This window comes from Kitasatospora sp. NPDC001540 (assembly GCF_042894345.1).
In the GTDB taxonomy this organism is placed as follows: domain Bacteria; phylum Actinomycetota; class Actinomycetes; order Streptomycetales; family Streptomycetaceae; genus Kitasatospora; species Kitasatospora phosalacinea_C.
The window spans coordinates 23,995-42,234 of record NZ_JBIAVO010000001.1 but is presented as its reverse complement, the minus strand read 5'-3'; the positions used below and the strand labels follow the sequence as shown (position 1 = coordinate 42,234).

The 18,240-nt window shown below is 75.2% G+C and carries 15 protein-coding genes, 3 tRNA genes and 1 pseudogene; 6 read left to right on the top strand and 13 right to left on the bottom strand.

The features are described 5' to 3' along the window. Window positions 1–37 precede the first annotated feature (37 nt). From ACFY00_RS00180 to ACFY00_RS00155, 6 genes and pseudogenes are all read right to left on the bottom strand, one after another. Entirely contained in the window at window positions 38–1,204 is a 1,167-nt protein-coding gene (locus tag ACFY00_RS00180; protein WP_388025546.1) for a YncE family protein, read from the bottom strand. Next, window positions 1,201–1,830 carry an ankyrin repeat domain-containing protein gene (locus tag ACFY00_RS00175; RefSeq protein WP_388025543.1) on the bottom strand — a complete coding sequence of 210 codons (630 nt, stop codon included), beginning with the start codon at window positions 1,828–1,830 and terminating at the stop codon, window positions 1,201–1,203. The genes ACFY00_RS00180 and ACFY00_RS00175 overlap by 4 nt, the downstream gene beginning before the upstream one ends. A gap of 373 nt (window positions 1,831–2,203) precedes the next feature. Then, window positions 2,204–2,305 (bottom strand): annotated as a pseudogene (locus ACFY00_RS00170) (IS5/IS1182 family transposase); the annotation flags it as partial. Window positions 2,306–2,441: 136 nt separating this feature from the next. Next, on the bottom strand, window positions 2,442–3,164 hold the full coding sequence (locus ACFY00_RS00165; protein WP_388025540.1) for a hypothetical protein: 723 nt from the start codon (window positions 3,162–3,164) through the stop codon (window positions 2,442–2,444). 212 nt (window positions 3,165–3,376) lie between these two features. Next, window positions 3,377–4,045: a hypothetical protein gene (locus tag ACFY00_RS00160; RefSeq protein WP_388025537.1), complete on the bottom strand. Its 669-nt coding sequence runs from the start codon at window positions 4,043–4,045 to the stop codon at window positions 3,377–3,379. A gap of 964 nt (window positions 4,046–5,009) precedes the next feature. Further along, window positions 5,010–5,083, bottom strand: a tRNA-Ile gene (locus tag ACFY00_RS00155). A gap of 352 nt (window positions 5,084–5,435) precedes the next feature. Between ACFY00_RS00155 and ACFY00_RS00150 the strand changes: the two genes are divergently transcribed. Further along, window positions 5,436–6,200 carry a trypsin-like serine peptidase gene (locus tag ACFY00_RS00150; protein WP_388025535.1) on the top strand — a complete coding sequence of 255 codons (765 nt, stop codon included), beginning with the start codon at window positions 5,436–5,438 and terminating at the stop codon, window positions 6,198–6,200. Between the two features lie 127 nt (window positions 6,201–6,327). Here ACFY00_RS00150 and ACFY00_RS00145 read toward each other — a convergent pair. Further along, a tRNA-Asn gene (locus ACFY00_RS00145) sits at window positions 6,328–6,400 on the bottom strand. 5 nt (window positions 6,401–6,405) lie between these two features. Further along, window positions 6,406–6,478 (bottom strand) — tRNA-Asn (locus tag ACFY00_RS00140). 311 nt (window positions 6,479–6,789) lie between these two features. On the opposite strand from ACFY00_RS00140, the gene ACFY00_RS00135 reads away from it, so the two are divergent. The 3 genes from ACFY00_RS00135 (at window position 6,790) to ACFY00_RS00125 (ending at window position 10,115) form a co-directional block, all read left to right on the top strand. Further along, on the top strand, window positions 6,790–7,083 hold the full coding sequence (locus tag ACFY00_RS00135) for a hypothetical protein (RefSeq protein WP_388025532.1): 294 nt from the start codon (window positions 6,790–6,792) through the stop codon (window positions 7,081–7,083). Window positions 7,084–7,203: 120 nt separating this feature from the next. Further along, entirely contained in the window at window positions 7,204–8,634 is a 1,431-nt protein-coding gene (locus ACFY00_RS00130) for an FGGY family carbohydrate kinase (protein ID WP_388025529.1), read from the top strand. 74 nt (window positions 8,635–8,708) lie between these two features. After that, on the top strand, window positions 8,709–10,115 hold the full coding sequence (locus ACFY00_RS00125) for a glutamate decarboxylase (RefSeq protein WP_388025526.1): 1,407 nt from the start codon (window positions 8,709–8,711) through the stop codon (window positions 10,113–10,115). Between the two features lie 119 nt (window positions 10,116–10,234). Here ACFY00_RS00125 and ACFY00_RS00120 read toward each other — a convergent pair whose 3' ends face one another. From ACFY00_RS00120 to ACFY00_RS00105, 4 genes are all read right to left on the bottom strand, one after another. Then, on the bottom strand, window positions 10,235–11,416 hold the full coding sequence (locus ACFY00_RS00120; protein WP_388025523.1) for a sigma-70 family RNA polymerase sigma factor: 1,182 nt from the start codon (window positions 11,414–11,416) through the stop codon (window positions 10,235–10,237). Between the two features lie 155 nt (window positions 11,417–11,571). Further along, window positions 11,572–13,494: a DNA primase gene (gene dnaG / locus ACFY00_RS00115; RefSeq protein WP_388025521.1), complete on the bottom strand. Its 1,923-nt coding sequence runs from the start codon at window positions 13,492–13,494 to the stop codon at window positions 11,572–11,574. Window positions 13,495–13,562: 68 nt separating this feature from the next. Then, on the bottom strand, window positions 13,563–14,834 hold the full coding sequence (locus tag ACFY00_RS00110; protein WP_388025518.1) for a deoxyguanosinetriphosphate triphosphohydrolase: 1,272 nt from the start codon (window positions 14,832–14,834) through the stop codon (window positions 13,563–13,565). A gap of 36 nt (window positions 14,835–14,870) precedes the next feature. Beyond that, window positions 14,871–15,227: a hypothetical protein gene (locus ACFY00_RS00105; protein ID WP_388025516.1), complete on the bottom strand. Its 357-nt coding sequence runs from the start codon at window positions 15,225–15,227 to the stop codon at window positions 14,871–14,873. 117 nt (window positions 15,228–15,344) lie between these two features. On the opposite strand from ACFY00_RS00105, the gene ACFY00_RS00100 reads away from it, so the two are divergent. Both ACFY00_RS00100 and ACFY00_RS00095 read left to right on the top strand, forming a co-directional pair. Further along, a complete protein-coding gene (locus ACFY00_RS00100) occupies window positions 15,345–15,989 on the top strand; it encodes an ArsR/SmtB family transcription factor (protein WP_388025514.1) in 645 nt (214 codons plus the stop codon). Between the two features lie 104 nt (window positions 15,990–16,093). Then, a complete protein-coding gene (locus ACFY00_RS00095) occupies window positions 16,094–17,338 on the top strand; it encodes an MFS transporter (RefSeq protein ID WP_388026546.1) in 1,245 nt (414 codons plus the stop codon). Window positions 17,339–17,428: 90 nt separating this feature from the next. On the opposite strand, the gene ACFY00_RS00090 is transcribed toward ACFY00_RS00095, so the two are convergent. Beyond that, window positions 17,429–18,181 carry a sirohydrochlorin chelatase gene (locus ACFY00_RS00090; protein WP_388025511.1) on the bottom strand — a complete coding sequence of 251 codons (753 nt, stop codon included), beginning with the start codon at window positions 18,179–18,181 and terminating at the stop codon, window positions 17,429–17,431. Between the last annotated feature and the right edge of the window lie 59 nt (window positions 18,182–18,240).

Here is an 18,240-nt window from a genome sequence, read left to right as displayed (position 1 = left end):
GCCCCGGCCGGTGCGGCCCGGCCGCACTCCTCCGGTCTCAGAGCACCGCCACCCCCAGCGGTCGGTGTCCGGCCTCCAGTCGGCGGGTGGCTCCGCTGTCGAGGTCGACCAGGGTGATGCCGTCCCAGTAGCCGTCCCGGGTGAAGCCGCCGGTGACGTACGCCGTCCGCCCGTCCGCCGATATCGCCACGTTCTCGTGCGGGGCGTCGAGCGGGTACACCCGTTCGCTGCCGTCGGGGTTGCGGACCGTCAGGCTGGGGCCCCGGTCGGCCCCGGTGACCGGGCCGGAACCGACCACCAGCAGCCGCCCGTCCGGAGCGAGGGTGGCGCCGTGCTGGTGGGTGTCGGCGGTCATCGACTCGATCGCCACCTGCCCGGTGGCCGGGTCGACCACGGCGAGGCGCTCGCCCTCGAAGGGCAGCAGCAGCCTGCCGTCACCCGGCCGGACCGCCGCGTAGTGCGGCTTCAGCCAGGAGCCGAGCCCGCCCTCGGTACCGTACGGCGCGACCTGGATCCGCCGGGTGGCCAGGCCGTCCGCCGCGACCACCGTCACGTCGAAGGAGTCGTGGCCGGTCGCGTAGACCTGGCGGCCGTCCGGCGAGACGTCGACGTCGAAGGGCCGTCGGCCGACCGGGGCCACCCCGGTGACCTCGCCCTCCGCGGTGTCGACGACCTCCAGCACGCCGGAGCGCCCCGGCACGTTCACCCCGACGTACAGCCGGGTGCCGTCCGGTGCCAGGGCCAGGCCCATGGCGCCGCCCCGGTACTCGCCCGTCCCGGCCGGGCCGGTGTCGGTGCGCAGCGGGACGGTGCGGAGCAGGGTGTGCGCCCGGGTGTCGACCTCGGCGACGCCCTCCGCGGTGCTCACCCAGGCCCGCCCGTCGGCCCCGACCGCCACCGCGTACGGAGCCGTGCCGACGCGCACCGAGCCGATCGCCCCGCGCGCCGGGTCGACGAAGGTCACGGTGTCCGCCCCGAAGTCGGCCACCAGCAGCGTCCCGGCCGGGGTGGGCGCCGGGTCGGCGGGGGTGGACGTGGCAGGGGCGGCGGGCGCGGCGGGGGCCGCCGCCGTCGGGCGGGGCGGGGGCGGGGTGGTGGCCGCGCCGCCGCTGTCGCCCGGATCGGCGCAGCCGGCCAGCAGGACGGCCAGTACCGGCGCGGCCGCCAGCAGCAGCGGGCCGGAGCGCCTGCGGCGGGTGGTCATCGGGCCGCCCCGTTCTCCCGGTCGGGTCGGGCCTCGGCCTCCCGCAGCAGTTCGGCCAGGGCGCCGAAGCCGCGCCGTTCGGCGTGCTGCCGGGCCGTCACGCCGTCGGCGTCGGCGAGCAGCGGGGAGGCGCCCGCGGCCAGCAGCAGCCGGACGACCTCGACGTGCGCGCGGCCGCCGTCGCCGAGGATCACGGCCTCCAGCAGGGCCGTCCAGCCGAGCCGGTTGACGTGGTCGACGTCGATGTCGGTCTCCGCCAGCACGGCCCGCACGTAGGCGACGTGGCCGCGCTCGGCGGCGGGTATCAGGCTGACCCCGCCGAAGCGGTTGGTCAGCCCGAAGTCCGGCCGGGCGGGCAGCAGGGCGCGCATCATCGGCACACTGCCGGTGACGCCGGTGACCAGCCAGGGGCTGTCCTCCCGCTCGTCCCGCGCGTCCGGGTCCGCCCCGGCGGCGACCAGGAGTTCGGCGACGGGGACGTGGTCGGCGAGCGCGGCGAGCAGCAGCGCCGTCCGCCCGTGCGCGTCGCGCGCCTCCGGGGCGGCGCCGTCCGCCAGGGCGGCCCGGGCGGCGTCGAGGTCACCGGTGCGGGCGGCGGTGAGCAGGCGTTGGTCGGTCGCGGTCATCACGGTCCTCCTCCTGAGGGACGGCAGGGACAGCACGGAATGCCTCAACGGGTGCGGGGGCGGGGGACTGGCAGGGCGGGGGCGGGGCCGGGGAGCGGGCGGGTCTGCTCCGCGACTCCATACTTGCCCCGTGCACCACCCCGCTCCGTCGGCGGAACGGCCAGACCCGGCGAGCGTTCCGGTGGACCCCGGCATCATCCGATCGGTCGATGCGCGACCGCCTCCGACCGCGTTCCCGCAGCTCAGCGCCGCTCGCGGGTCCGGGCGGAACGTTCCCGCCCCGGCCGCGCACCTCTCCCCGAAGTCCCCAGACGAGCCCGCCGTCAGCCGTCCGCCCCCGGGCGGAATCGGCACCGGCACCGAGTCCGCACCCCAGCGGGCCGAGGCGCCGGACGACGCGGCACACCGTCGCCGTCGAGACGCCGGGGAGCGGTGCGAGCTGCCGCGCCGTCAGGTTCACCCGGTGGTGCACCGCGTCCGCGGCCCGTGAACCCCGCCGTCCTCAACACCCCACCCATGCGGGAGGAATGTCTCCCCGGCTTGGAGGCGGAGTCGTTCGCTGTTCGGAGACCAGGTCCTCGGCCTTGCGGAGGCGGTCGGGTGACCGCGCGTCAGCCCGGATGGAAGGCGATCCGGACGTTGGCGTCCACCGGAAGGATCAGCACGTTGCCCTCCTTCCACGTCCAGTCGCGCGGGATCAGGAACATCCGGTCGTTCGCCTGCGCCAGCAGCCGCAGCCCCCGGTAGCGGTAGCGGAACTTCTGCCCCGCTCCGGCGTCCGGCAGCGCCCGCTCGTCCACGCCCGCCCACTGCAGGTAGAGGCGCTCGGTGGTGTCGAGGACGACCGCCGGGCGCAGCGCGAGGTTGCGGGCGAGCCACTCGGCGTCACGGTGCCCCTTCTGGTGGGCGAAGCCGCCCACGGTCCAGAACGAGCAGAGCACGATCAGCGCCACGCTGATGCCGAGCGCCGCCCGCTCCCCGGTCAGCGGGTAGGCGGCACCGGTCGTCCGTACGGCCAGCAGCCTCGCCAGCACCACCAGCAGCAGCGCACCGCCCAGCAGGAGCGGGGTGCCCGTGGGACCCGCGTCGATGACCTCGAAGCCGGCGAGGAACCCGAGCACCACGAGCGGGACGGCCAGCAGCGCGACGACCCGGCAGGCCCGGCGGACGGCCCGGCGCCCCTCCGCGCCGCTGCGGACGGTCCGGGTGGCCAGGTGATAGGCGCCCGCGACCACCAGGGCGCCGCACAGCAGGACGCCGGCCGGGAGGTAGAGCGCGGCCGAGCTGCGGAGCAGGAGGTCCTGGCCGGAGAAGCCGATGGTGGCGGAGTCCACGCCGAAATAGCTGTAGAGGGAGTCGGTGTAGGCGTAGCCGAAGAAGAACAGCAGGGCGGTGATGAGCGTGGTCGGCGCGATCCAGGAGGCGATCAGGCCGATCCAGCTGCGCCACGAGCGGCCTTCCGGCTGCGGCGGACCGGGCCGCTCCGGCCCGGGCGGATCCGGTTCGTCGGATGGGTCGCCGCCGGACGGTCGCCCGTCGGTAGTGCTCAGCGGGGGCTCGCGGACTCGGGGGGCGGGACGGGCTGCTCGGACGTACCACTGTCGGGCGTACCGCTGTCGGGCGTACCGGTGCCGGGAGTGCCGCTGTCGGGAGTGCCGCCATCAGTGGGGCCGTTGCCGGGTTCGTCGGTGCCGCCGCCGTCGGGGGAGTTCTCGGGGACGTCGACCGTTCCGGCCGCGGGGCCCCGCCTGCTCGCGCCGTTGACGGTGACGGTGACGCAGATCGTGCGCTTGCTTCCGGCCGGCGGCATCGGCCCGGCGAGGGTGAACTGGGCCGTCTCGGGCGTGGCGCCGCCGGCCAGGTGGACCTCCTGGCTGGCCGGGCTGGCGGGCGCGGACTCCTTGCCGCCGGTGCAGTCGGTGACCTGGCTGATGGTGGCCGTGAAGGCCTCCTGCCGCGGACTCGACAGGTCGATCCGGGCGAGGCTCCACGTTCCGCTGGCGTTCGCCGAGACCTGGCCGGCCGCGTTGAACCCGCCCTGGTTCCCGCCGGCCTCGGTCCGGTTGTCGTCGGGCCGCTCCCCCGATCCCTCCGTCGGCGGCGAGGCCCCGAGGTCGCCACCGGACTGCGCGGCCGAGGACGTCGCCCCGGACCCCGAGCCACCGCCGCCGCCACCGCAGGCCGCGAGGACGGGTACGAGCAGTGCGGTGGCCAACCGGCGGGCGGTCCTGCCGACGGTCGTGCGGGACGTGGGGCGCGGTGTCCGGGGCATGCGGTCTCCATCCGGGCGGCGGGACGAGAACAGGGCCGGAGCGGCCTGGCCGAACGCTACCCGTTCGCACACGGCCCGACTGTCCGCCAGTCGAGTGGCAGACGGCCCCGGCGTCACCCGCTCCGGCGATCCCTCACCCGGTCGGGCGAGCGACGGCCGTGAGCCGACATGCTGACCGGACGGTCCGGCCGGGGCCGACTCGCCGTCGCCCGATCCCGTCCGCACTCGACGGTGGGCGGAGTTCACCGCCGGACCGAACGACGTACCGGTCCGGGCGGGGGTCTTCGCCGCGCCGCCCGGTGGAGTGCGGTGCGCAGCTGGCCCCCCGGTCGCGTCCTGGAGCGCGGCACAGTCCCCGCCGTGCCGAACCCGCCGCCCGCGGAAGCTGCCGTCCCACCCCTGACGCCCCTGACCGCCGGGCGGTCCGCCCGCGCCGCCGGACCGCGGTCGCACCTGCCGGCGGCCGTTGTCGGCGACCGGGTCGGTGGAGACATCCGCCGGAAAGGGGCTGTCGTCTGCTGGCCGGGACGCGGCACCCTTGCTCCGGTCTCCCTTGACGAGGCGTCATGTCGCCGCTTCGGTCGTGCGCGCTCGGCGGGGCGAGGGCCTCGTCGTTCGACCGCCCGGTCGGGGCTCGTGACACGAGCCGTACGGCGAGGGACCGAAGGCCGACAGGAGCGCGGCCCGATGGATCAACTCCCGTGGAGCCCCGGTCGTTCGGCGAACCACCCCGGGGCGCTCCTGGGGACGCTCTCCTGCGCCATGTCCATCAGAAGTCCACTGGAGGGTGAACTTTCAGGCCGGAGGAGGACGAGCGGCGAGCCGGTGCTCTACGATTTGCGTGACCCGTCCGGCGTTTCGCCTGGTCAGGGGGCCGGTCTAGCTGACGGTCGGTCAGCGGCCGAGGTAGGGCGGGTGGGACTCGAACCCACGACCAAGGGATTATGAGTCCCCTGCTCTAACCGGCTGAGCTACCGCCCCCCGACTCGACCCGCCGGGGCCGACGAAGCGGTCCTGGCAGCAGCAGACGGCCCCTCAGGGCCGCCCCCGGCAGCATAGCCGGTCGATCACCCGTGGTGCGCGCCGGGGGCGCATCCGGGTACGCACGGCCCGGCACCCGTCCGCGCCCCCGGCCGGCCGGGTGGCAGCGCCACTTCGGCGAACGGGTCCGGGCGCTCCGCCAGCAGACGTGCGGGGGCTGGTGACCCCTCCCCGGGCCGCGCACCGGGCTCCGCGCCGGACGGCGGTTGCCCGGTCCGCAGGGGCCCTGGTAGACCTTGCTGCGACCGCCGCCCGGCGCACCGGGCGGGCCGCCGAGCAGAAGCGAGCCGCGGTGCCGCGCACCTCCTCCCGATCCGGCCCCTCCCCGGCCACCGCGGCCGGGGCGCTGGTGCTGCTGCTGGCCGTGACCGGCTGCGGCTCCGCCGAGCAGGCCGGCGGCGCTCCGGAGCAGGCGGCCGCCGCCCCCGCCCCGCCCGGCCCGGCCACCGACCGGGTCGGCGCGCTGTTCGTCGAGGACACCGACGGCGCCCGGGTCTGCACCGCCAGCGTGGTGCACAGCCCCGGCCGGAACCTGCTGATCACCGCCGCCCACTGCGCGGCCCCCGAGGGCGTGCCGCTGGACGGCCTGGTCTTCGTCCCCGGCTACCGCAACGGCCTGACCCCGCACGGGACGTGGCCGATCACCGCGGTGACCGTCGACCCCGCCTGGGAGAACGGGCAGGACGAGGACGACGACGTCGCCTTCCTCACCGTCGGCCCGCTCGACGGGCGGCAGGTCGAGGACGAGGTGGGCTCCGGCACGTTCGCGGTCGGCCTCGGCACCGGGCAGGAGGTCACCGTCACCGGTTACCCCAACGCGGGCGAGGCCCCGATCACCTGCCGAACCCGCACCTCCTCGCGCAGCGCCACCCAGCAGCGCTTCGACTGCGCGGGGTTCACCGACGGCACCAGCGGCAGCCCGTGGGTCACCGACGCGGGCCAGGTGATCGGGGTGATAGGGGGTTACCAGACGGGCGGCGTGAGCCCGGACACCTCGTACAGCGTGGCCTTCGACGCGCACGTCGCCGACCTGTACCGGCGGGCCGCCGCCGGCTGAGGCGACGGGACGCCGGGCGCGGCCGGGCGGACCGGGCGGGCGCCGCGAAGGCGCGGGCACCACGAAGGCCCCTCGGCATCGCCGAGGGGCCTTCGTTCCGTGCTCGTCACCGCGACTTCCGGTGAAGCTCCCCCAATTGGACTCGAACCAATAACCTGCCGATTAACAGTCGGCTGCTCTGCCAATTGAGCTATGGGGGACCGCGCTCCTCCAATTGGACTCGAACCAATAACCTGCCGATTAACAGTCGGCTGCTCTGCCAATTGAGCTATGGAGGATCGTGCTTCCGCTCCGACCGCCCCGGTCTCCGGATCGCTCCGGGGGCCACGGCGCTCGCTGCGGGACATACATTAGCGCACTCAGGGGGGTGTTCCGCCAATCGCTTTCCCCGGCGCCTCCCCCACCTCGGGTGCGCCCCCGCGCCGTCCCGGCCCGGCGCGCCCCGCGCGCGCCCCGCGGGGCGGACGGGGATGCTGGTGCACGGCGGCCCCGGCCGGTCCGGGCCCGCCACCGGCCGGGTGGTTCACGGCCCGGCCGGACGGGTAGACGCGGCACACAATCGCGCGGCGACGAAGGGTGGAACCAGCACATGTGGAAGGTGTCGTTGATCGTGGGCCTCGGGGTCGGGTACGTCCTCGGTACCCGGGCCGGGCGCGAACGTTACGAGCAGTTGGCCGGCGCGGCCCGGCACGTGCGGGAGAACCCGCGGGTGCAGGACGCCGCGGGCAAGGCCAAGCAGCAGGCGGGCGCGGTCGCCGGGAAGGCCGCCGGGGCGGTCGCCGACAAGGTCGGCGAGAAGCTGCCGCACGCGCTGACCGAGCGCGTCCCGTACTTCGCCAAGCAGCACGGCGAGGACGACGGCTGGGGCACCGTGCATCCCTGATCCGCCGGGCGCCCCCGGGCCGGACCGGGCGGTCGGCGGACGGGGTGGTTCCGGTACCGACTGGGCAACACTTGCCGCAGTCGGCCCCGCCCCGGCCGTCGACTGCGGCATGATCTCGGCATGGCCATCGTCGCGGGCATCGACAGCTCCACCACTCGCACCCGGATCGTCGCGTGCGACGCCGACACCGGCGCCGTGCTCAGGCAGGGCCGGGCCCCGCACCCGCTGCCCGAGGGCGAGGAGGGCCGGAGCACCGAGGTCGACCCGCAGACCTGGCTGCACTCGCTGGGCGACGCCGCCGCCGGGGGCCTGCTGGAGGGCGTCCGGGCGATCGGGGTGTCCGCGCAGCAGCACGGCCTGATCGGACTGGACGCCGGGGGCGTGCTGGTGCGGCCCGCCCTGCTGTGGAACGACCCCCGCTCGGCGGGTTCGGCGGCCGCGCTGCTGGACGCCCTGGGCGGGCCGCAGCCCTGGGTGGAGGCGATCGGCGCCGTCCCCGGCCCCACGTACACCATCGCCAAGCTGCGCTGGCTGGCCGAGTTCGAACCGGCCTCGGCGCAGCGGATCGCCGAAGTGCTGCTGCCGCACGACTGGCTGGTCTCCCAGTTGCTGGGCGGGCCGAAGCGGCGCACCACGGACCGCGGCGACGCCTCCGGCACCGGCTACTGGTCGCCCGTCACCGGCGAGTACCGGCAGGACCTGATCAAGCTGGCGCTCGGCCACGAGCTGGCCGTCCCGGACGTGCTGGGCCCGGCCGAGCCCGCCGGGCACACCCCCGAGGGGCTGCTGATCTCGGCCGGCACCGGGGAGAACATGGCGGCCTCGCTCGGCCTCGGGCTGGGACTCGGCGACGCGGTGGTGTCGCTGGGCGGCAACGGGACGATCTTCGCGGTGCACGACCGGGCCGTGGTCGACCCGTCCGGCCTCGTCTCCTCGTTCGCGGACGCCACCGGGCGGCACCTGCCGATGGTGGCCACCCTGAACGCCGCGCAGGTGCTGCGCTCCACCGCCGCGATGTTCGGCACCGACCTGGAGGGCCTGTCCGAGCTGGCGCTGCAGTCCTCGCCCGGCGCGTACGGGATGGTGTTCCTGCCCTACCTGGACGGCGAGCGAACCCCGAAGCTGCCGCACGCCGCGGGCACCCTGACCGGGCTGCGGGCCGAGTCGATGGCGCCGCAGCACGTGGCCCGGGCCGCCGTCGAGGGCATGTTGTGCAACCTCGCGGAGGCGCTGGACGTGCTGCGCGGGCACGGCGTCGCGGTGAACCGGGTCTTCCTGCTGGGGACGGCCGGGCGGCTGCCCGCCGTGCAGCAGATCGCGCCGCAGCTGTTCGGGCTGCCCGTGGTGGTGCCCCCGCCGGGTGACCACGCGGCCCGCGGCGCGGCCCGGCAGGCCGCCTGGGCCCTCGCCGGGACGCCCGAGCCCCCGCACTGGGAGCTGCCCGACCTGACGGTGCTCGCCCCCGACCAGGAGCACGACCTGGCGGTCGGCAGTGCGGTGCGCCAGCAGTTCGCGGCGCTGCGCGAGCAGTACCACCCGGAGACCGCCTGACCCCGCCGCCTGATGTGCGGGAGCCCCGGCCCGGTGCCACCGTGGAGGTTCCACGAGTGGAGGGACGTTCCGCCATGGCGTTGCACAAGGGCAAGAAGGACGAGGAGAAGCGGCTGCCGTTCAGCCCGCTGCACGTACTGACCGACCCGCTGGGCGCGATGCAGCAGGCCCCGGCGCTGCACCAGCTGCCCCGGGTGCCGGTCCCGCCCCCCGTCGCCTACCAGCTGATCCACGACGAGCTGATGCTGGACGGCAACGCCAAGCTGAACCTGGCGACCTTCGTCACCACCCAGATGGACGAGTACGCGGACCGGCTGATGTCCGAGTGCCGCGACAAGAACATGATCGACAAGGACGAGTACCCGCAGACCGCCGAACTGGAGCGGCGCTGCGTGGCGATCCTGGCCGACCTGTGGCACGCGCCCGACCCCGCCGCCGCGGTCGGCTGCTCGACCACCGGCTCCAGCGAGGCGTGCATGCTCGCCGGGATGGCGCTCAAGCGGCGCTGGATGGCCCGCAACGCCGACCGGTACGCGGCCGGGGCGCGGCCGAACCTGGTGATGGGCGTCAACGTGCAGGTCTGCTGGGAGAAGTTCTGCAACTTCTGGGAGGTCGAGGCGCGCCTCGTCCCGATGGAGGGCGAGCGCTTCCACCTCGACGCCGAGCAGGCGGTGGCGCACTGCGACGAGAACACCATCGGCGTGGTCGGCATCCTCGGCTCCACCTTCGACGGCTCCTACGAGCCGATCGCCGAGATCTGCGCCGCCCTGGACGCCTTCCAGCAGCGCACCGGCCTGGACGTGCCGGTGCACGTGGACGGGGCCTCCGGCGGCATGGTCGCGCCGTTCCTGGACCCGGACCTGGTGTGGGACTTCCGGCTGCCGCGGGTGGCCTCGATCAACACCAGCGGCCACAAGTACGGCCTGGTGTACCCGGGCGTCGGCTGGGCGCTGTGGCGGGACGGCGAGGCGCTGCCCGAGGAGCTGGTCTTCAAGGTCAACTACCTGGGCGGCGAGATGCCGACCTTCGCGCTGAACTTCTCCCGGCCGGGCTCCGAGGTGGTCGCCCAGTACTACGCGTTCCTGCGGCTCGGGTTCGCCGGGTACCACGCGATCCAGCAGGCCTGCCGGGACGTCGCCGGGTACCTGGCGGCGGAGGTCGAGAAGCTCGGGCCGTTCCGGTTGATCACCAGGGGCGACGAGCTGCCGGTGTTCGCGTTCACCACCGCCGAGGACTGCCCGTTCGACGTCTTCGACGTCTCCCGGCGGCTGCGCGAACGCGGCTGGCAGGTGCCCGCGTACACCTTCCCGGAGGGACGGACCGACCTGGCGGTGCTGCGGGTGGTGTGCCGCAACGGGTTCACCCGGGACCTGGCGGACCTGCTGCTGGCCGACCTGCGGCGGCTGCTGCCCGAGCTGGAGCGCCAGCCCGCGCCGCTCAGCGAGCTGGGGATGCCGCCGCGCAGCGGGTTCCACCACTGAGCGGACGGCGGAGCCGGTCGGGGCGGCCGGAGGGCTGGGCCCCGTCCGGCCGGTCCTGTCGGACGGGTAGCCGTCGGACGGGCGGGGCCTAGTCGAGGTAGCCGCCGGGCGGGCGGGGCCTAGTCGAGGTAGCCGCGGAGCTGGTCGGCGAAGGCGTGGTCGCGGAGCTTGCCGAGGGTCTTCGCCTCGATCTGCCGGATCCGCTCCCTGGTCACCCCGAACAGGTGGCCGATCTCCTCCAGGGTGCGGGGACGACCGTCGTCGAGGCCGTAGCGGAGCTGGACCACCTGGCGCTCGCGCTCGCCGAGGGTGGCCAGCACCGCCTCCAGGTGCTCGCGCAGCAGCAGGAAGGCGGCGCTCTCGGCCGGTGAGGCGGCGTCGGCGTCCTCGATCAGGTCGCCGAGGGCGATGTCGTCCTCCTCGCCGACCGGGGTGTGCAGCGAGACCGGTTCCTGGGCCAGCTTGAGGACCTCACGGACCCGCTCCGGCGACAGTTGCAGCGCCTCGCCGACCTCGGCGGCGGTCGGCTCGACGCCGCGCTCCTGCAGCAGCGCGCGCTGCACCCGCAGCACCCGGTTGATCAGCTCCACCACGTGCACCGGCACCCGGATGGTGCGGGCCTGGTCGGCCAGGGCACGGCTCATCGCCTGGCGTATCCACCAGGTCGCGTAGGTGGAGAACTTGTAGCCGCGCGCGTAGTCGAACTTCTCCACCGCCCGGATCAGGCCCAGGTTGCCCTCCTGGACCAGGTCGAGCAGGGTCAGGCCGCGCCCGACGTAGCGCTTGGCGACCGAGACCACCAGTCGCAGGTTGGCCTCGATCAGGCGCCGCTTGGCGATCCGGCCGAGCACCACCAGCCGGTCCAGGTCGCCGAGCAGGCGCTCGTCGGCGTCCGGGAAGCGGTCCAGCGCCTCCTCCGCGAACAGGCCGGCCTCGATGGCGCGGGCCAGCTCCACCTCCTCGACCGCGGTCAGCAACCGGATCCGGCCGATCTCCCGCAGGTACTGGCGCAGCAGGTCTGCGGCCGGGCCGGTGCCCTCGTCGAGCGCGGGCTCCGGCGGCTCGTCGACCAGCTCCTCGGCGGTCGGTTCCTCGGCGACCGGCTCCTCGTCGGGCGGCTCTTCTGCGACCGGCCCTTCGACGGTCGGCCCTTCGGCCGTCGGTTCGGCTTCGGCGGCGGTACCGGCGGCGGTTCCGGTGGTGGGGCGCTCGGGGCCGGACGGGCCGGGCTGGGGCGGGATCGCGGCGCCCCGGGCGGGGGTGGTCTGGGGCTGGCGGGCAACGGAAAGCTCCACGGGCATCCCTCCGGGGGCCGCGCGCGGCCTGGGGGTGCCGCGCCACACCCGAGGGGATACCCAGCGCGGCGGGCCCGGGCACCTGCGGGCGGCCGCGAGGTGGCCGAACGGCACCGCCCGGCGGACCGGGTGCCGTGCGGGCGGGGCGGGTTGACCGATCGTCAGAGCGCGGCGGCGCCGCGGGAGCGGAGCTGCTGGCCGTACTGCTGCAGGGCCCACAGCTCGCTCTGGACGGGGTGCAGCTCCTCGGCGGTGGCGCGGTCGCCGAGGCGGCGCAGGTGGGCGCGGACCTCGTCGATCCGGCGGTCCACGGCCTGCAGCCGCAGCTTGACCAGGAACTCCCCCGCGTACACCTGGTCGGCCTTGCGGCGGGAGCGGATCGGCTCGACGGTCAGCTCGGTGACCAGGCTCCGCACCTGGTCGTCCGGGCTGGCCTCGCGGACGGCGGCGGTGAAGTCGGGCAGGCCCGCGCCGTACGCGGTGCCGCCGACCTGGCCGATGGCGCGGCGGACGGCGCGGTACGGCGGGGTGGGGAACTCGTCCTCGCCGTACTGGTCGAAGGCCGGGCTGACGAGGTCGGGGTGCTGGAGGGCGAGCTTGAGCAGTTCGCGCTCGACGAACTGGGCCGGGTCGCGCGGGTTGAGCCGGAAGGCGGGCCGCTCGGGGCGGGCCGGACGGGCGGGCTGGGCGGCGTCCGGGCGGCGCAGCGTGCGCTGCTGGCCGTTCTGCTGGTTCTCGCGCTGCCAGCGGGCGAGCTGGGCGATCCGGTTGACCACGAAGCGCTCGTCCAGGATGCCGACCATGCCGGCCAGTTGGACGGCGTACTCGTGCTGGATCGAGCGGTCCTTGATCTTGACGATGATCCCGGCGGCCTCCTCCAGCGCGGCGGCCCGGCCCTCCGCGGTGTCCACCCGGTGCCGGGCGACGGCCGAGCGGAGCGCGAACTCGAACAGCGGGACGGGGTTGTCCACCAGGGCGCGGACCGCCTCGTCGCCCTGCGCCAGGCGCAGTTCGCACGGGTCCATGCCGCCGGGGGTGATGGCGATGGAGGTGCGGGCGGCGAACTTCTGGTCGTCCTCGAAGGCGCGCAGGGCGGCCTTCTGGCCCGCGGCGTCGCCGTCGAAGGTGAAGACCGTCTCGCCGCGGTACCCCGCGGTGGAGGTGGTGTCCATCAGCAGCCGACGGATGATCTTGATGTGGTCCTCGCCGAAGGCGGTGCCGCAGGTGGCCACCGCGGTGGTGACGCCCGCCAGGTGGCAGGCCATCACGTCGGTGTAGCCCTCGACCACCACCGCCCGGCCGGACTTGGCGATCTCCTTGCGGGCCAGGTCGATGCCGTACAGGACGTTCGACTTCTTGTAGATCGGCGTCTCGGGGGTGTTCAGGTACTTGGGGCCGTTGTCGTCCTCGCGCAGGCGGCGCGCGCCGAAGCCCACCACGTCGCCCGAGCTGTCCCGGATCGGCCAGACCAGGCGGCCCCGGAAGCGGTCGATCAGGCCGCCGCGCTGGCCCTGCGAGGCCAGGCCGCCGACCGAGATCTCCTTGTCCGTGAAGCCGCGGCCGCGCAGGAAGCGCACCAGGTGCTCCCAGCCGACCGGGGCGTAGCCCACCCCGAAGTGCTTGGCCGCGGCCTCGTCGAAGCCCCGCTCGGCCAGGAAGCGGCGGCCGATCTCCGCCTCGGGCGTGGCCAGTTGCTCCTGGAACCAGGCGGCGGCCACCTTGTGCGCCTCGACCAGCCTGGTCCGCTCGCCCTGCTGGTGCCGCGGGCTGTAGCCGCCCTCCTCGTAGCGCAGGGTGATGCCCGCCTGGGCGGCCATCCGCTCGACCGCCTCCGCGAACGAGCAGTGCTCGATCTTCATCAGGAAGGTGATCGTGTCGCCGGACTCGCCGCAGCCGAAGCAGTGGAAGACGCCCTTGCCCGGGTGCACGTAGAAGGACGCCGACTTCTCGTCGTGGAACGGGCAGACGCCCTTCAGCTGCGCGCCGCCCCCGGCCGCCAGCTGCACGTAGTCCCCGACCACGGCGTCGATCGGCAGGGCGGCACGCACCGCCTGCACATCCTCGTCCCTGATCCGACCGGCCACCGGGGAAGTCTACGGGAGTGGGTGTGACAGTCCCGGCGCCGACCGGTGCGGGACCGGGCGGCCCGGGGTCAGCCGACCAGCTTGGCGTGCAGGGCGAGCGCGGAGGCGTCGGTGAGGGTGGCGATCTGGTCGATCACGGTGCGCAGCGCGGCGCGGCCGTCCTCGGCCTCCTCGTACTGGGCGGCGAACACCGGGTCCAGGTGGTGCGGGGCGTCGTTCAGCAGGGCGTCGGCCAGTTCGGCGATCACCACCCGCTGGCGGGAGCGGAGTTGGGCCTGCTCGTCGCGCTGCATCACGTACCGGACGGCGACCGCCTTGAGCACCGCGCACTCCAGCCGGACGCCGCGCGGGACGACCAGCTCGGCGGTGTACCGGGTGAGCGGGCCGGGGCCGTAGCGGGCCCGGGTGGCCTGCTCGGCGGCCAGGCAGAAGCGGCCGATCAGCTGGCTGGTGAGGTCCTTCAGCCCGGCCCGGGCGCGGGCGGTGCCGTCGTAGCCGACCGGCCACCAGTCCTCGGCCTGCAGCCGGTCCAGGGCCTCGCCGAACTCCTCCGGGTCGGCCGCGGCGAACCGCTCGGCGGTCTTGAACAGCTCGGCCCGCTCCTCCGGGGAGCGCAGCGCGGCCGGGTCGATGTGGCCGGCCTGCAGGCCGTCCTCCACGTCGTGGGTGGAGTAGGCGACGTCGTCCGACCAGTCCATCACCGTGGCCTCGAAGCACTTGCGGCCGTCGGGCGCGCCGGTGCGCATCCAGCGGAACACCGGCAGGTCGTCCCCGTACACGCCGTACTTGGTGGAGCCGGGGTCGACGGGGTGCTGCCCGCGGGCCCACGGGTACTTGGTCGCGGCGTCCAGCGCGGCGCGGGTCAGGTTCAGGCCGACGCTGCGGCCGGGCCACGGGGCGAGCCGGACCTCCGGCTCGTCCGGCGGGGCGAAGCGCTTGGGCTCCAGCCTGGTCAGGATGCGCAGCGACTGGGCGTTGCCCTCGAAGCCGCCGCAGGCCTCGGCGGCCTGGTCGAGCGCCTCCTCGCCGGTGTGGCCGAACGGCGGGTGGCCGATGTCGTGGGCCAGGCAGGCGGTCTCCACCAGGTCCGGGTCGCAGCCGAGCGCCGCGCCCAGCTCCCGGCCGACCTGCGCGCACTCCAGCGAGTGCGTCAGCCTCGTCCGCGGGAAGTCCCTGCGCATCGGCGCGACCACCTGGGTCGTCCCCGCCAGCCGGCGCAGCGCGGCGGAGTGCAGCACCCGGGCGCGGTCGCGCTGGAAGGCGGTGCGGCCGGGCCGCTTGTCGGGCTCGGGCACCCAGCGCGCCTCGGACTGCGGATCGTACGGAGCCGTGTTCTTCATATGCCAGTCACCGTACGCCGGACGGCGGACATCCGGTCACGCGGCACGCGAACGCGGGGCGGCGAGCAGGCGGCGCCAGCGCGGCCGCTCGGTCACCAGGCAGGCGGCGGCGAGGACGCAGGCGAGCACCGCCGCCCAGGTCGGCCACGCGCACCAGGTCGCGACGACCGCGGCGGCGAGTTGCAGCAGCACCAGGCCGACGGTGGCCCACCCGGGCACCGCCACCAGCACCTGCTGCTTGTCGCCCGGGGTCGCGAAGACCGTGGGCAGGCCGATCAGCAGCAGGTCGGCGAGGACGGCCAGCGGGATCGAGTGCGGGGCGAGCGCCCAGGGCGCGGCCACCCAGGCGATCAGTTCCGTGAGGAAGCGCAGGGGGGCGGCCAGCCGGTTCATGGGCGGACTCTCCCACAACGCGCGGGAGTTGGGGAGTGGCCGGTCGCTCCCGAAAATGCCGACGATCCTCTGCAGAGACCTCTATGCAGAGACTCCTCTGCATCATAGGGTGGGTCCATGAACGAGCACCGCCCCGAAGACCCCGCTCCGCTGTCCGACGAGCCGCCGTCCGACGCGCCACTGTCCGACGAGCCGCCGCGCCGGAGGCTGGACGCCGGTTCGCTGCGCGGGCTCGCCCATCCGCTGCGGATGCGGCTGCTGGACGAGCTGCGGCTGAACGGGCCCGCCACCTCCGCCCGGCTCTCCGAGCGGACCGGCGAGTCCACCGGCACCGTCAGCTGGCACCTGCGGCACCTCGCCGAGCACGGCTTCATCGAGGAGGAGTCCGGTCGCGGCACCAAGCGGGAACGCTGGTGGCGCGCCGTGCGCGGCGCCATCGTGCTGGCCGCCACCGACTTCGACCAGGACCCGGCCGCCCGCGCCGCGCTCTCGGTCTACCAGGCCGAGAACCTGCGGCGGCAGTACCAGCGGGTCGCCGACTCGATGGCCGCCGACTGGCCGGGCGAGTGGCACGGCACCGGCTCCGTCGCCGACTGGAGCAACCTCCGGCTGACGCCCGCCCAGCTCCAGGCCCTGATCGACGAGCTGGCCGCCGTGGTGGCCCGCCACACCCCCGACCCGGACGCCGCCCCCGACCCGGCGGCGCGACCGGTCATCGTCCAGATCCAGGCACTGCCCCGAAAGGACCCCGACCAGCCATGACCGCACCCCTCCCCCGCCCCGGCCGCACCGCCACCACCGCTGCCCCCGCGGCCGCCCCCGCGGCCGCCCCCGCCGGGCTGCTGCGGCGGCACCGCGACTTCCGGATGCTGTGGATCGGCGAGACCGCGAACAAGTACGGCTCCGCGGTCACCGGCCTGGCCCTGCCGCTGATCGCGGTCAGCACCCTGCACGCGAGCACCTTCCAGGTCGGACTGCTCGGCGCCGCGGGCTGGCTGCCCTGGCTGCTGATCGGCCTGCCGGCCGGGGTGTGGGTGGACCGGCTGCGCTGCCGCCCGATCATGCTCACCGCGACCGCCGTCTCGCTGCTGCTGTACGCCACCGTGCCGCTGGCCGCGCTGGCCGGGGTGCTGACGCTGTGGCACCTGCTGGCCGTCGCCCTGCTCGCCGGGGCGGCCGGGGTGTTCTTCCAGACCGCGTACACCGCGTACCTGCCGCAACTGCTCGAACCCGCCGACCAGCCCGAGGGCAACGCCAAGCTGCACGGCAGCGCCTCCGCCGCGGGCATCGCCGGGCTGGGCAGCGGCGGCCTGATCGCCCAACTGGCCGGGCCGGTCAACGGGCTGCTGGCCAACACCGCGACGTTCCTGCTCTCGCTCTGGTGCACCACCCGGATCGGGCACCGCGAGACCGGCCGCGAGCAGCAGCCCCGCCGGGCGCTGGGGCGGGAGATCGGCGAGGGGTTGCGGCTGCTCGCCTCCGACGTCTGGTTCCGCACCTTCGCGCTGTTCGGCGCCGCGTCCAACCTGGTCCTGACGGGCTACCAGTCGCTGCTGGTGGTCTTCCTGATCCGCGAGGTCGGCGTCGGCGAGGGCACCGTCGGCCTGCTGGTCGCGCTCGCCTCCACCGGCGGCATCCTCGGGGCGGCCGTCGCCCGCCGGATCGCCGCCCGGCTCGGCACCTCGCGGGCGATGCTGCTGCTGGAGCTCCTCCTGCCCGCGCTGACCGTCCTGATCCCGCTGACCGGTCGCGGCGTCGGGCTGGTCTGGTACCTGCTCGGCGGGTTCGGCGCCTCCTGCGGGGTCGTCGCCGGGAACGTCATCAAGTCGACCTTCCAGCAGCGCTACTGCCCGCCGGAGCTGCTCGGCCGGCTCTCCGCCAGCAGTGCGGTGCTCAACTTCGGGTCCATCCCGGTCGGCGCGCTGCTGGCCGGCGTCCTCGGCACCCAGCTCGGCGTGCGGCCCGCGATGTGGCTGATGACCGTCGGGGTGCCGCTGGCCGCCCTGATCCTCTGGTGCTCGCCGATGCGCCGCGTCCGCGACCTGCCCACCGAGCGCCGCGGACCGGTGTGCGGGAGCGACGTGCCGGTGGCGACCGCGGCGTGCCGCTGACGGCGGGGGCGGGGGTTCAGCGGGGCCGGGCGGTCGGCGGGGCGCGGGCCGTCGGCGGGGCGCGGGCGCGGGGTGTGGCGTGACCGGGGGTCAGCCGACCAGGCGTACGGCCCGGGAGAGGCAGGACTGGTACCGCTCCAGGACCAGCCGGGCCAGGGCGGGGTGGTCGCCGAGCGGGGCGGAGGTCAGTGCGGCGCCCGCTGCCGCGGCCAGGCGGGCGAAGTCGCCCGGTGCGGTGAAGTAGGAGGCGACGGCGACCCGCGCGTGACCCTCGGCGGTGAGTTCGGCGACCCGGGCGGCCACGCTCGGGCCGTTCGCCGTCACGTACCCCGGCCGGACGGTGACGCCCAACCTGGCCGCCAGCAGGTCGGCCTGCGTCCCGCTGTCCTCGGCGGCGTCCCGGTCGCGGGAGCCGGAGGCGGCGAGGACCACGGGCTCGCCCCGCCAACCGGCCGACACCAGGCGGTCGGCCAGCGCCTCGGTGAGCAGCGGGTCGGGGCCCAGCGGCGGGGCGCACTCCCCCGCCAGGTGCGGGGCGGCGGACAGCGTCCGGGGGATGTCCACCTTGCTGTGGTAACCCCGTCCGAGCAGCAACGGCACCAGGACCACCCGGCCGCTCAACTCGTCCAGCACCCCGGGCAGCAGCGGGTCGTTCAGACCGAGGTGCCCGAGCCGGATGTCCAGCTCCGGTCGGGACCGCCGCAACCGGGCGTGCAGCCGGGAGAGCTCGGCGGACGCGGCCGGGTCGTGCGAGCCGTGCGCCACCAGCACCAGGGCCGGGCGGCGGGCCGCGTGCAGCACCCGCAGCGGGGCGAGGCGGCCGGGGAGCGAAGTGGTGGTCATGCCATCACCTTGCCGGACGCCTGTTTCGGCCCGGTTGCCCACCCGTCACGGGCGGTTAC

What these genes read in the sequence shown, in the direction of transcription:
- ACFY00_RS00130 (WP_388025529.1), top strand. Translation starts at nt 7,204, where the DNA reads ATGGCCATCGTCGCGGGCATCGACAGCTCCACCACTCGCACCCGGATC.
- ACFY00_RS00180 (WP_388025546.1), bottom strand. Translation starts at nt 1,204, where the DNA reads ATGACCACCCGCCGCAGGCGCTCCGGCCCGCTGCTGCTGGCGGCCGCG.
- ACFY00_RS00105 (WP_388025516.1), bottom strand. Translation starts at nt 15,227, where the DNA reads ATGAACCGGCTGGCCGCCCCCCTGCGCTTCCTCACGGAACTGATCGCC.
- ACFY00_RS00110 (WP_388025518.1), bottom strand. Translation starts at nt 14,834, where the DNA reads ATGAAGAACACGGCTCCGTACGATCCGCAGTCCGAGGCGCGCTGGGTG.
- ACFY00_RS00090 (WP_388025511.1), bottom strand. Translation starts at nt 18,181, where the DNA reads ATGACCACCACTTCGCTCCCCGGCCGCCTCGCCCCGCTGCGGGTGCTG.
- ACFY00_RS00120 (WP_388025523.1), bottom strand. Translation starts at nt 11,416, where the DNA reads ATGCCCGTGGAGCTTTCCGTTGCCCGCCAGCCCCAGACCACCCCCGCC.
- ACFY00_RS00135 (WP_388025532.1), top strand. Translation starts at nt 6,790, where the DNA reads ATGTGGAAGGTGTCGTTGATCGTGGGCCTCGGGGTCGGGTACGTCCTC.
- ACFY00_RS00100 (WP_388025514.1), top strand. Translation starts at nt 15,345, where the DNA reads ATGAACGAGCACCGCCCCGAAGACCCCGCTCCGCTGTCCGACGAGCCG.
- ACFY00_RS00175 (WP_388025543.1), bottom strand. Translation starts at nt 1,830, where the DNA reads ATGACCGCGACCGACCAACGCCTGCTCACCGCCGCCCGCACCGGTGAC.
- ACFY00_RS00125 (WP_388025526.1), top strand. Translation starts at nt 8,709, where the DNA reads ATGGCGTTGCACAAGGGCAAGAAGGACGAGGAGAAGCGGCTGCCGTTC.
- ACFY00_RS00095 (WP_388026546.1), top strand. Translation starts at nt 16,094, where the DNA reads ATGCTGTGGATCGGCGAGACCGCGAACAAGTACGGCTCCGCGGTCACC.